8 protein-coding genes are annotated in these 12,480 nt (G+C 67.6%); 1 reads left to right on the forward strand and 7 read right to left on the reverse strand.

The features are described 5' to 3' along the window. Positions 1–346: 346 nt before the first annotated feature. The 6 genes from VFO68_RS33730 to VFO68_RS33755 form a co-directional block, all read right to left on the reverse strand. A complete protein-coding gene (locus tag VFO68_RS33730; protein WP_325162496.1) occupies positions 347–1,897 on the reverse strand; it encodes a hypothetical protein in 1,551 nt (516 codons plus the stop codon). Positions 1,898–2,201: 304 nt separating this feature from the next. Further along, positions 2,202–2,453: a WxL domain-containing protein gene (locus VFO68_RS33735; RefSeq protein ID WP_325162497.1), complete on the reverse strand. Its 252-nt coding sequence runs from the start codon at positions 2,451–2,453 to the stop codon at positions 2,202–2,204. A gap of 200 nt (positions 2,454–2,653) precedes the next feature. Further along, positions 2,654–3,148: a hypothetical protein gene (locus VFO68_RS33740; protein WP_325162498.1), complete on the reverse strand. Its 495-nt coding sequence runs from the start codon at positions 3,146–3,148 to the stop codon at positions 2,654–2,656. Positions 3,149–3,361: 213 nt separating this feature from the next. Then, the gene (locus tag VFO68_RS33745; protein WP_325162499.1) at positions 3,362–4,036 is read right to left on the reverse strand and encodes a hypothetical protein; all 675 of its coding nucleotides are present in this window, start codon (positions 4,034–4,036) and stop codon (positions 3,362–3,364) included. A gap of 53 nt (positions 4,037–4,089) precedes the next feature. Next, complete coding sequence (locus tag VFO68_RS33750) at positions 4,090–5,571, reverse strand: adenosine deaminase (protein ID WP_325162500.1); 1,482 nt, start codon at positions 5,569–5,571, stop codon at positions 4,090–4,092. 169 nt (positions 5,572–5,740) lie between these two features. Then, positions 5,741–6,091: a hypothetical protein gene (locus VFO68_RS33755; RefSeq protein ID WP_325162501.1), complete on the reverse strand. Its 351-nt coding sequence runs from the start codon at positions 6,089–6,091 to the stop codon at positions 5,741–5,743. A 526-nt stretch (positions 6,092–6,617) separates the two neighbouring features. Between VFO68_RS33755 and VFO68_RS33760 the strand changes: the two genes are divergently transcribed. Next, entirely contained in the window at positions 6,618–9,053 is a 2,436-nt protein-coding gene (locus VFO68_RS33760) for a helix-turn-helix transcriptional regulator (RefSeq protein WP_325162502.1), read from the forward strand. Between the two features lie 2,042 nt (positions 9,054–11,095). Here the strand turns inward: VFO68_RS33760 and VFO68_RS33765 are convergent. Continuing rightward, positions 11,096–11,569 carry a hypothetical protein gene (locus tag VFO68_RS33765; protein WP_325162503.1) on the reverse strand — a complete coding sequence of 158 codons (474 nt, stop codon included), beginning with the start codon at positions 11,567–11,569 and terminating at the stop codon, positions 11,096–11,098. Between the last annotated feature and the right edge of the window lie 911 nt (positions 11,570–12,480).

Below are 12,480 nucleotides of genomic sequence, written 5' to 3' on the forward strand. Positions count from 1 at the left end.
CTGCCTGCGCCGCGCCGCGGCGGCCTGCGCCCGGCGCACCTCACGGGCCCTGGTCCGGGCTTGCGTGCTCATGTTTGTGCTCGTTTCTCGTCAATGGCTCCGTCACGGACGGCGGCTCTGCCCACCGCGGCCTTCTTCACCGATATGCCGGCGCCTGGCCCATCGTGCGTGTCGGGTTCCCAGCAGGAGTAGGGACCGACGTCCGGGGACGGGAGGTCTTTCGTCCCGTCCAGCGGCGACGTGCTGCCCTTGGCGGTGGGACCGCGATCGGCTCGGTACGCAGCGGAGCCGGCTGACTACTCCACGTCCGAGAACGCCCCGCACCGATGAGCGCTCAAACCCTGGCTCAGTGGTCCAGGGTGGTGAGATCGATGGCAGCGGTGGAGAGGTTGAACCCGTCCGGAGGGACGCCCTTGGGTGAGTTGAGCCAGTCGCCGCGGTTGCGCACCCGGCGGTCGCCTTCGAGGAGCAGCGCGACATAGCAGCCGTAGTCGATGGCGAAGCCATCGTAGAGCCGGCCGGGGTGTTGCCGGTCCGCGATACCCCGGCGTAGCAGGTGCAGCAGTCTGGCGTCGTAGAGTTCCTCGATCGTCCGCAGGTGGGCCCCGGTCTGCTGGTCGAGGACGAAGGTGCGGGAGTTGCGGCGGCCGACGACCTCGTCGACGAGGTATCGCAGAGTGCGGCGGGCGGGGTCGTTGGCGCTGATGGCCGTCTGCTTGTCCCGCACGAACCAGTCCTTGGCCGCGCGGCGCACGTCGGCCAGCCCGATGGGTTCGCCGAATGCGTGTTGTGCCGCCAGCGCGGCGATGTTGATCGCGTCTCGGGGCACGCCTTCCGCGGCCCTGACAAGTTCGGTGAACGCGGCGCCGCGGAAGACCTCCGTGATGAAGCTGTCCGGGTCCGGCGGCGGGTCCTGGATCATCGCCGCCAGCCGCATGCTCGCGTGGTTGTAGAACAGCTGCCCGAAGAATGCCTGAGCCCGGCTCCGGGCGTGGTCGAAGATCATGAAGTCGTCGAGGCTGACCGCCGACGCGGCGTCCGATCCGACCTCGATTCCGAGGTAGTCACCCTCGGCGGCCGGCCGGGCGAACTGGGAACGCCGTTCGATCGCGGCGATCTTGACGGTCACGTCGGGGACCGGAAGAACACTGCGCCGCAACAGGTCGGCCAGCAACGGCTGCAGGTCCATCGGAATGCTGCTCCACTCGTCGAGCAGCAGCCACAACCGGGCTGGGGCGAGGGATTCGGCAATGCCTCGCAGTGCCCGGTGGAGCGGCCCGAACACCACATGCCGGTGCTCTACTCCGGTTCGCCGCAGCCGACTCTCGGCCGCCACCGTCCGGCGGCGGGTGGTGGAGATCCTGGCCGTGGGTGAGGTGGACAGGTTCGCCTCGGCGACATCCGAGTACTCACGTGAACCCCCGACCTTGATCTCGCGCTCGACCTGGCCGACCACCTCCACCGCGGTTGCGGCCTCCCCCAACGCGTCCAGCGCCTTGAGCAGACCGTCTTGATCGGCTACCTCGCCCTCGATCGCGATCGTGAGCAGCTTCTCGTGGATCGCCTCGAGGGTGTCCACGAGGAGGTGGGTGCCACGCATGGTGGGGCTCACCGAACTGTCGCCGTACAGGCCGCCCGCTGATCCGATGGTGCGTAAGTCGATGTACACCACCACGTCGCCGGTTTCCTCGACGAGGTTGCACAGATAGAGCAGCGCGTGGGTCTTTCCCGTGCCCCGACGACCGTAAAGGATCTGGTGATCGGCGGAGTTGAGCATGGCGGCGAATGAGCCGGCGGCGACATACGTCGTCGCCAGGGTATGGCGATCCGTGCTCTCCGCACGGCGCGGGATGCGCATCAGCGCCTGGTTGAGGTGTTTCTGTCGAGCGGCAGCCATGATGTGGGTTCCTCTACTCAGAGTGCCCTTTCATGCACCCGTCGGTCATCACCCACATGGGTGCAGTCCGCTTCATCATCGGAAATCGGTTACATAATGGGAGTCTCACGCCGAGCCGAGCACCACGCGCCGTGGATCACCGGTCGTCCGGCGCCAATCGGCCGAACGGAGTCACTTCGCGCAGCGGCAATCCTGTCGCCTACCACCACAAAGACCCGAGACTAGTCCTCAAGCGACACTCGCGGGGCCGTATCCGTGATGGCAGAACCCATCTCAACCCCGACCCGGACTGGTCAGATCACGGTCAGGGTGAGAGTGGCGGCGTAGGTACCGGCGGTGGGCACGGTGAGGGCAAGGGCGGTGCCCGTTCCTGCTCCGGTGCAGCCGTGGCAAGGGTTCGGCTGGTGCGCAGCCCGACGCCGACGTTGGCGCCGTTGATCCAATGGGCGGCGTTGTCGGTGAAGTCGTCCATCTGACCGGAGAGGTTCCAGCCGGGATTGCCGGCCCGGGTGTCGGTGACGCGGATCGGGTTGAGCCGTCCGCCGGTGGTGAACATGCCACGTCGGGGGTTAGTGCCGGCGGCGGGAGGGTGACCTCGGGGTTGGAGACGGTGATGGTGATCTCCTGCTGGTCGGTGCCCGACGAGATGGCACAGTCCGGGTGGGACTGATCGCCGGGGATGCGGACGATCTCTGTGGCCGCGGCCGGGCCAGGTTGGGTGGGCAGCGGGGCATAGCCGAGTGAGTCCATTGTGGATTATCTGGCACAGACGGCGTAGAACAGGAATCCGCCAAGGTGCGGCCTTTCACCGCAGCTCTTGGATCGATCTTCATTCTGTCGCAAGTTGTGGGTTCGTAGCTGCCGAACATCAGGTTGCCGGGCGCGTCCGGATCGGTGCCGCTGAAGAACTCCTTGCTGGCCTACGGCGGCGAAGGAGAACACTGCCACCCACTCGTCCTGGCTGATCCAGCCGTCGCCGTCCCGGTCGCACATGGCAAAGAACTGGGTGGCGATGCCGCGAATGTTGGCCTCGAATCCGTCCGAGTCCAGGGAGAGCTGCCCGAGGAAGGCCGCGGCCATTTCCTCGGGTGTGACTTTGCCGTCTCCATCGCCGTCCATTGGGCCGATGACGTTGTGCCACAGAGCGAGGCAGGAATTCAGTAGATCTTTGGCCTGCTGCGAATCCTCGCTGTAGCCGAGCCGGGCGCAGAACCGGGTGGCTGTACCGGCCAGGTCTTCCGCTTGCAGCACTCCGTTGTTGTTGGAATCGAGATCGCTGAAGTAGCGAGCTTATTTTCTTTGGAGGAGTTCCATTGCTGGGCCTTCCTTCACGGGTGCGTTGGCTCGTGATCAAACCCGGTTCGATGTATCCGATCCTGATGCGGCTGGCTGATCGGGCTCTGTTGGGTCCACTCGGCCGCCTCCTGTTTCGAGGCGACGGCGAGCAGGAAGATCCCCCGAGAGTTAGTGCCGTGGCACGGTGATGTCGCTGGGGAAGCGTGGGTCGATCTCGTAGTGGGTGTCGAACTGGCTGCTGAATCCGGTTACGCTGACGATCTGGCCGAGGGCGAGGCCGGAGAGGTCGATGTTGGTCTGGGTGTTGACGAAGATGGTGAGCTCGCCCGAGCCGTCGTTGACGAAGAACTTGAACCCGAATGGCGGGTCTGATGCCGGAGCTTGGGTGATCGCGCCGATCACGCGCACCAGCAGGCCTTCGGAGCGTTCGCCGACGGCGCCGGTGCGCAGCGGGGTCGGCCGGATCCGGGGACCTGTGCCGTGCGTGCGGACCATGGCAGGGTCGGTGGGAACCAGGATGAGCAGGCCGAAGCTGTCGCGCAGCACACCGGTCGCCCGGACCAGGGTGCCCGGGGTGATGTGCAGGTCTACCGCGACGCTGACGTAGATTCCGGCGGTGCGGTCCTGCACGGCGAAACCCTTGTCGAAGAAGCTGGATTCGAACGCGCCCGATGGGGTCGTCGCCGTGCCGTCGACGGTGACGACCGTCTCCAGCGGCAGGGTCCGCGCCACCGCGATGGGCACCGCGCGAGGTGCGGCTTCCGCCGCCTGCGCGGGTACCGCGAGGCCGACGAAACCGAGCAGCACCAACATGATCACGGCAATACGCCGCCACGAGGTCATTCGGGGCTTCCTTTCACGACGGGATGGACGGGGAGCAGCACGCCGGTGCGGGCTCAGCCGTAGCGGCGCTCGAAGGCAGTGAACTTCGCTTCCTGTTGCCATTGCAGGGATGCTTTGGCGCTGCTGGCGAGCAGTGCCCGGCAGGGTGCGCTCGGCCGGGGCTCACCGAGCCGGTCGTGTGCGCACGGTGCGGCCGGCCGGAAGGTGTCGGGGCCGCGCCACAGCGACGCCCCGGTCAGGAAGGCGTGCTCGAGGCTGGTGCGGGCCAGGGTCTTCAGGTCGCGGTAGCGCAGCCGGTAGTCGGTGGTGGCGCGCTGGTACTCGTGGGTGAGATCGATCCGGGAGACGCCTTCGTCGTCGGTGGACAGGGTGAGCGGCACCCGGAAGTCGCGGTAGGTCGGGAACGGGTGGTCCGGCCCGGAGACCTCGAGGATCTGGGCGTTGCTGGTGAGGTTGATCTCCACCATGACGTGCTGGTCGGCCATGGCGCGCAGCAGCTCTCGCGCGTCGTCCTCGCCCAGCACGTCCACCCCGTGCCCGATGCGCTCGGCGTGCGCGATGCGCACGGCTTGGCTGATGTGGTAGGTCAACTCTTCCGGCTTGACCAGCCCGGCGACCAGTTCCCCGGCGTGCAGGGTGATGTGGCCTTGGGGATAGACGCCGCGCAGGAACTCCAGCATCCGCATGTGCAGCCGGTAGTCCCGAATGGACACTTCGCCTTCTTCGGGCGAGACCATGTTGAGCGCGACCGTGCGGTGGCCGGCCGCGGCGAACTCGAACGCGGACACCATGAAGGTGAACACCACGTTGGGTGGGTTGTTCCGGTTGATCTGCTGGATGTACTGCACGGTCACCCCGCACCCCGGGGAGGCCGCCAGGGTCGCGCAGCTCAGCAGCGACCGCAGCCGGGCCTCGTCGGCGGTGATCTCCGCGCCGGCTGCGGCGACGATGCCGGCCATGGTGCCGCCGGCGAGCACCTGTGCCCGCATCGCGGCGAAATCCTCGGTGAAGGTGACGCCCTGGGACAGGGTGAACAGCGGGCCGCCCTGCCGGGTCAGCATCGTCTCCAGATACTGCTCGTTCTGCCGGCCGGCCCGGTCGACCACGTCGGCCAACAGCTCGACCCGGTGCGGGCCGGTGACCGCACCGAACTTGCCGAACGTGTTGAAGAAATGGTCATGCCCGGACTCGCCCAGTCCCGGCTGGAAACCCTCCATCGACCACGCCATCAGCACGGCCCGGTGGAACGCCGGATCACTCGAGGTGTCCGTCGCGGGACGCTGACCAGCCCCGCACGGCCCGCCGGCCGCCACGAACGTCGTGCTGTCGATGCACAAATTGTCCTGTGCGGCCAGGGAGATCAGCAGCTCGGTCGACGCAGCTCCGGACAGATGATTGTGCAAATCGCCGCCTTTGGGCAAATCCAGCAGGAACGACCGCAACCTGGCCGGATCATGCCGGACCGAGTTCAGAAAACGCTCCACCCCGGCTTCGCCGCCGCCACCCGGATCCGCCTGCGCAGGAACGGCGACCACGCCCGGCACCACCACACCCAACAGGCTGCAAACAACAAGTGACAACAGCGTCCGGTGCCGGCCCATGACGTTCCCTTCGTAGCCGGGACGCCAGAAGACAAGCACGGTGCCAATCGCGCCGCAAGAGACCAAAAGACTCTAATAATTCACCCGAAAAATACCGGCCGCCTCACAGGATCAATTCAGCATAGAATTGTCCAGAATGGCGATATCCCGCGCCCGCGGAGCCAAGCAGCGACAGTCTCGAACGACACTGCCGGCGGCCGGGCGGCGCAGCGGCACCGGGGAACAAGCCGGCCGAAGCTTCCAGCACCACGGCTTGGCGCTGCGGGCCGGCGGCCTCCAGATGAGTGAGCATGCGGCGCAGGGTCGAGCCGAAGACCTGCCACGGCGGCTGCGCCGCGACGTGGACGGTGACGTGCAGTGGCGAGGTGGTGTCCGTGTGCGACCAGTCGCCGCCGACTCGACCGCGGCGCCAGCCCCGCACGGCGGCGGATGCCCCGGGCCGGTTCAGTGCCACGGTGTGCGCAGCCGGCTCGGCGAGGCGCAGATCCGCGCATGCCGTGCGGACGCGTTATGTCGTTGCCCTTCACTGTTCGGAGTTGGACCTCCACAGCGCGCAACGTTGCCGGATGTGGGCATCGCGTCGTGTTCGGGCGACGCTCGGGAACTGTTAGGCACGCCCACTTCTCGGTGGCACCTGAGGGCTCGTGCTTCACCGTGGGGGAGTGGTTGGGGGTTGCCCGGTCGGCCAGCCGGGGAGGCGGCCAATGCGCCTTGCTCGGTGCGTGGGTGTTTCGTCCTGTTGTGGGCTTTCGGGCGAGGAAACTCACAGGCAAGCCGCGTGACTTTGGGGGAGGAGAAGTGTGACGATGATGGTCCACTTGCGACGATCTTGGCGGGGGATTGACATGGCGAAACCCTCGTCCGGTCGGGTGCCGATGCCGTGGGGGAGGGCCGTCGCCGGGCTGCGGGCACCGCGGCGGGTGTCGCGGCCTGGGGTGCCGCGGGTGAAAGTGGCGGTGCCGAGTCTGCCGGATGGATTGGTGTCGCGGCCGGGTCTGCTGGCCGCTCTTGAGGCGGCGGGGGGTGCGGCTGTCACGCTGGTCTGCGCTCCGGCGGGATCGGGCAAGACGTTGCTGTTGACCGAGTGGGTCCGCCGCGGCGAGGGACGTCGAACGGCGTGGGTGTCGCTGGACGACGGTGACAACGATGATCACCGGTTCTGGTCGGGTGTGCTGGAGGCGGTCGCCGGTTGCGCGGCGGTGCCGGAAGGCAGTTGGCTGCGCTCGGTGCGGGTTCCGGCGCGGCCCAGCCGCGATCCCGATTTTCTGGCCGGGGTGGTCGAGGGGTTGGCGGCGTTGCCGGTACCGATCCGGCTGGTTCTCGACGATCTGCACGAGCTGGTCGATCCGGATCCGCTGCGTGGTGTGGAGTTGCTGGTGCGGCATCAGCCGGCCGGGTTGCGGCTGGTGATCTCGACCCGGCGGGATCCGCCCTTTCCGCTGGCTCGGTTGCGGATCTCCGGTGAGTTGCGGGAATTGCGCGCGGTCGATCTGCGGTTCTCCGTGGATGAGGCGGCCGCTGTGTTGCGGGCCGCCGGGGTGTCGATCGAGCGTGCGCAGGTGGGTGTGCTGGTCGAGCAGACCGACGGGTGGGCTGCGGGTGTGCGGCTGGCCGCGTTGTCGCTGGTCGAGGCGGACGACCCGGATGCGTTTCTGGCCGACTTCGCTGGCAACGACCGAGCGATCACCGACTTCCTGATCGAGGAGATCCTGTCCCGGCTGCCGGATGAGACCCGGGAGTTCCTGCGGGTGATCAGCGTGTGCGATCAGGTGTCGGCGTCGTTGGCCGCCATGCTGTCCGGGCGGGAGGACGCCGGGGATCTGCTCGACACCCTTGAGCATCAGACCTCGATGGTGCTCAGCGTCGACGTCGAGCGGCGGTGGTACCGGGTGCACGCCTTGTTGCGGACGCACCTGCTGGCCGACCTGCGCCGCCGCACGCCGGGCCTGGTGCCGGTGCTGCACCGGCGGGCCGCTGACTGGCTGGAATCGCAGCGGCAGCCGGAGGCGGCGCTGAAGCACGCGATCAACGCCGCGGACGCGGCGCACCTGACCGGGCTGGTGCGCCGGCATGGGCCGGCGCTGGTGCTGTCCGGCTCGCACGACGTGCTCCGCCGGGCGATCGTCGGGCTGGGCGAGCGAGCGGTCGCGGCCGATCCGGTGCTGGCGCTGGTGGGGGCTCAGATGGAGTTGGAGGCGGGGGCGCCGGACACGGCGGCGGTGCTGCTCGAGCACGCTGACGCGGCCTGGCTTGCCGACCCGACGCCCACGCTGGAGGTGCTGCACCGGCTGGTCCACTCCATACCGGAGGACGAGCCGGTGGTGCGCGCGGCGCTGTCCACCGCCAGGAAGCGCGGCCATGACTACCTGGCCGCGCGGTGCCTGATCGCACTCGCCCGGCGGGCCCGGGCGCGTGGCGACTACGCCGCGATGAACGCCAAGGCCCGGCAGATACAGGAGTTGATCGGGACCCGAATGTGGAAGCAGACCACCACAGCGGCCGCGACCCTGATGGCCAAGGGGGCGTTCCTGCGCGCCGAGCCGCAGACTTGCCTGCGGCAGACCGACCGGGCCGCGCACCTGATCGACGACGACGTCCAGCCCGATGATCCGGGGCTGACACTCGTGGTCGGCGTGCTGACCGGAGCGGCGCTGTTCGACACCGGGATGCGGCCGGCCGGGCTGCGGCGGCTGCGAGCGGCCCGGTTGGGCGCCGAGCCGGATCGGTTCTCCAGCCGCCAGGCCGCGGTGGCCGCGCTGCTGGAGCATCGCGCGGCAAGCCTGGTCGGCCACACCCAGGTCTGCCGGGATGTGTTGGGCTGGGCCCGGCGGATCATCCCGGACTCCGGTGAGCTGCTGATCATGCACGCCCGGTCGCGGCTGCTGCGCGGGCGGCACCGCCTGGCCCGCGACCTGCTCCGGCCGGTACTGGACGGCACCGTGTCGCCCCTGCTGGCCTGGTCGATGATCGACGCCTGGCTGCTGGAAGCGGAGATCTCGCTGGCCGGCCAGGAGGACACCCAGCTGCGCCGGGCGATCGGCCGGGCGCTGGAGCTGGCCGAATCGATGGATGTGTTGTATCCGTTGGTGTTCGCCGCACCCACCCTCGCCGTCAGGTTCCCTCGGAGCGGCTACGCCACCAACGTCCACGCCATCCGGGCCGCAGTGTGTACTCGGCCAGCACCGGTCGCCCTGACCGAACGGGAACGCACCCTGTTGCAAGCGCTGCAGACCATCCGGTCAGTACAGGAGATCGCCGACGATCTGACCCTGTCGGTCAACACCGTCAAGACCCACATCCACCATCTCTACGGCAAACTCGGTGTCGGCAACCGCCGCGACGCCGTCGCCGCGGCGTCGCGGGCCGGACTACTACTCGATGCCGGCGAGCCCGAGCCGGAACCCAGCCACAGCTGACCAGCCGCCGGCGCTGCGCTCGGGAACCCGACTGCACCCAGCCATGGCCTCCGGTGTCCTCCGTCTACCAGTCCTGAGTGTTCCGCAATGTCCTAAAAGGATGAGACGGTCGAGCGGAACCGAATCTGCTATTCGGGCAGCGGCGCAACGCCACCCGCGAGCAGGTGTGTCCGGGCTTGTCTGGCGCATCACGGACTTTGTTTCAGGGGCCGCCACGGCCCGCTCCCACCGGCTCTCCCGCTCAGCGATGTCAGCGCACGGAGGAGCCGATGGGAGCGGGTTCGGCCGCACCCGGGGGCAACGACAGCATCCTGCCCGGTTTCAGCCTCGGTTGTGGCATTGTGCGGTTGGGACGTCGGCCGCGATCCCTTCCGATCCACGTTCGGGCCCGACCGTCAGGCCGAGACCTCGATCCGGGTCGGTACCGGGCCGACCGGTAGCCCGACCCGCGCTCCGGCTCCCCGTCGTCGTGGCCCCGAACCCACGCCGATCACCAGCCCACGTTCCGTTCCGCCCGGTACCGACGGTGGACTCGGCCTCCAAGGGGCGCTCGGCTTCCGAGTCCGGTTGTCAACCTGCCTGACTCACCCGGCGGAGCCGTCCCCCGAGGCGGGTGATTTCAACTCGGCGCACGCGGCTCGGTCTCGCGGGCTCAAACTGGCCGGGTGGCAGCAGATCGCTCACCGGGATTGTCTCCGCATATTCCGATTGCGGGGCCGTTGAGTCCCGTATGGACGGCGACCGCGGGGCGGCCTTCCTGCTCGCCCATCCACCCTCGTCCGGCCCATGGCATCCGACATCCACTGCCATCCTCATCCGCTATGTCGGCCCCATACGAGGGAACGGGATGGGCTGAGGCATCGGCAAGAGCCTGGCTGGGTTGTCGCTGTGCGGTCCGGCAGTACATGCTCGCCCTAGCGAGGCTGCGACAGATAGTCTCGTGACTCACGCGCATTCCCGGATCATCGGGAAACATCAACAACAGCCGCCGACTGATCTGCTCAGGACTGTCCTCGGCGTGCAACCGATCCTGTACGTGCTTCCGCAGCCGGTCGTCGACCGCCAATAGCCGCGCCTTCGGCCGCCGAGCCCGCTGATCGGCCAAGGCCTGGGCCACGACGCTCGGTAAACCGACTTTCGGCGGACCGTTCCGCGCGCCAGTTCCCGGCTCACCGTCGACGGCGCGCGCCCAACACCCGCGCGATCGCCCGCACTCCCTCACTCGCGGCTCGACGGCAGCTGATCTCCTTCCGCTCCCGGAATGACGGGCGCGGTGAGGTACTTCGCCAGCTTGGGCGCAGCGTGGCCTCGTCGAAGTGTCGCGCGAGCTCCGCCGTAAGTCCGGCCACGACCTTTCCCTTGTTGTCCGCGCCGATGACGATGTATCCGCCGTCCGGGTTGGACTGCATCGATTATCGGTGGCTGTGCGGCCGCCGCCAGTGAGCTGGCGAGCGGTGCCCTTTCGAGTGATTCCCCTTGTGGTCGTGTCATGTGCCATGCCGGTGGCGGTCTCTGCTGCTGGGCACACCAGGAAAGGCGATGGGCATGGCGGTGTTGAACGGGGTGGACTTCGTGACGGCGGTAGAGGAGCGGCTGCGTGATCGGCGATCGAGCCCGCCCGGAGCACCACGGGAAGGATTGCGGTTTGCCTCCTATGGGCGGATGTCGACCTGCGAGTTTCAGGACGACCAACGCCATCATGGATATTGCCCTAAGGCCGGGTTCGCCCCCAGATTGAGCGACTTGCGGTCGGCCCCGCTGTCGAAGTGGAGGCCGCCGTCAAGCGTCGGCACACCGGCGGGGCCGTGAATCCCGGATGTCGGGATCTGATCAGGGAACGTTGCTCGGCCGCTGGTCGGATTTCTCGGTAGTTACCGGGCCGAAGTCGCGCCGCATGTTCACGTCCCAGATATCGCAGTACGACGGATGATGCCTGACCCGGTATTCGTTGGTCCACCTGGCAAGGTCAATGAGACGTAGAGAAAGCGGCTCGTTCAGATCCGCATTGATTGCGCGGTTCCACCAGAGCGCATGACCGCCGACTAGTTCGTGAAATAGCGGAGGTCGACGACACCACTTCGCCGCGCGATGTTTGACCGCTCCATGAATCGCAGTACTAGATTCAGATCCACGATCGGGGCGTTGAGCGCGTCGTCGTCGTATGCGGACAGCGCGCCGCCGTCGTCACGAAGCTCCTTGATACTGGTCGACCTTACGCGCGCGGAGGACTTGTCGGAATGACGCACGAGGTGACGCATCAGGCGGATTCTCGAGGCCTGCAGGTCACCGCTCGTCAGCGATTGGTGCAGTTCAAGGACCCGGTCAACCTTCTTGCTGTGACGATCGTGCTGAAGCGTGAACGCACCAAATATCAGTGCCGCTGTCACGCCCACCGCCTGAATACCGCCAGCGAGAGCCTGATATTGCCCAGCATTCATTAGCGGAATGGCGATGAGCAGAACGACGACTATAATGCCGACCGCGGCGATGGCCACAACTCTGAGCCGTTGCTCCATACCCCTGTGCCTCCACGTTGCGAAAGAGGTGTCCCGAGACATCTTACGTAAGATCTTCGGCGGGGCTTCGCCGGTGGCGAGCCGTACACCAACTCCAACGTCGTCCGCGAGTCGTTCGGGGCCGCCGGGCGTATGTGCTGGGGCGGCGCATGGCCGACGGCGGCGAGGTGCCGTCAGGCAAGCCGCCGCCAGCGCGGTGGAGCAGGCCAATGCCCTCGGCGAGGTCACGCAAGGTTACCCAGCACAGCACGATTCCGTCGACGTCCTCCGCGAGCGAGGCCTTCAGATCGTCTGCACCCACCACGATCGACAACTCCGGCGAGCAGCACCCCTACGAGGCCACCAATGCCCATCACCAACAGGTCCGGTCATGGCCGCGAAGGCGGTGGCGACTTCTTGCAGGCTGGCTTTGATGCAGGCGGTGGGTGGTCCGATGGTGTCGGTGTGGCCGGCGTAGGCGCGGGCGATGCCGTAGCCGTAGTGGCGGTCGACCCCAGGTGAGGGTGGTGTGGCGCAGCAAGTGGGTGGAGATGCCGTGTTCGGCCACCCACGGCAGGCATTGACCGAGCCGTTTCCAGAGATGGTCGTAGCGCCGGGAAGACAGAGGCCGGCCGCCGCGGAAGCGCAGCAGCGCGTCGGTGGCAGCACGCTGCCGCGGGCGGCCGCGTGTCCACGTTGCGAACCGCACACGAACGCCGGTACCACCGGTTGACCGGTACCGGCCGCGACGTCGCGCTGACAATGGCCGATTCTGCGACGCCGGCCACCGAGGATCACGGCCAGGCCTGTCACTACTGCGCTTGCGCGAGAGGTGAGCCACCAACCACCCATCCAGATGTCGGCGGCCTAGGTCGTCGTGACTGACCAGGAGGTTCGCGCGTTATGATCTTGGCCTCCCGCTCCTCCTCGAG

Source organism: Actinophytocola sp. (genome assembly GCF_035712165.1).
Taxonomy (GTDB): domain Bacteria; phylum Actinomycetota; class Actinomycetes; order Mycobacteriales; family Pseudonocardiaceae; genus DASYTH01.

Coding starts and splice junctions, on each gene's coding strand:
- VFO68_RS33735 (WP_325162497.1), bottom strand. CDS start 2,453: ATGTTCACCACCGGCGGACGGCTCAACCCGATCCGCGTCACCGACACC.
- VFO68_RS33745 (WP_325162499.1), bottom strand. CDS start 4,036: ATGACCTCGTGGCGGCGTATTGCCGTGATCATGTTGGTGCTGCTCGGT.
- VFO68_RS33730 (WP_325162496.1), bottom strand. CDS start 1,897: ATGGCTGCCGCTCGACAGAAACACCTCAACCAGGCGCTGATGCGCATC.
- VFO68_RS33765 (WP_325162503.1), bottom strand. CDS start 11,569: ATGGAGCAACGGCTCAGAGTTGTGGCCATCGCCGCGGTCGGCATTATA.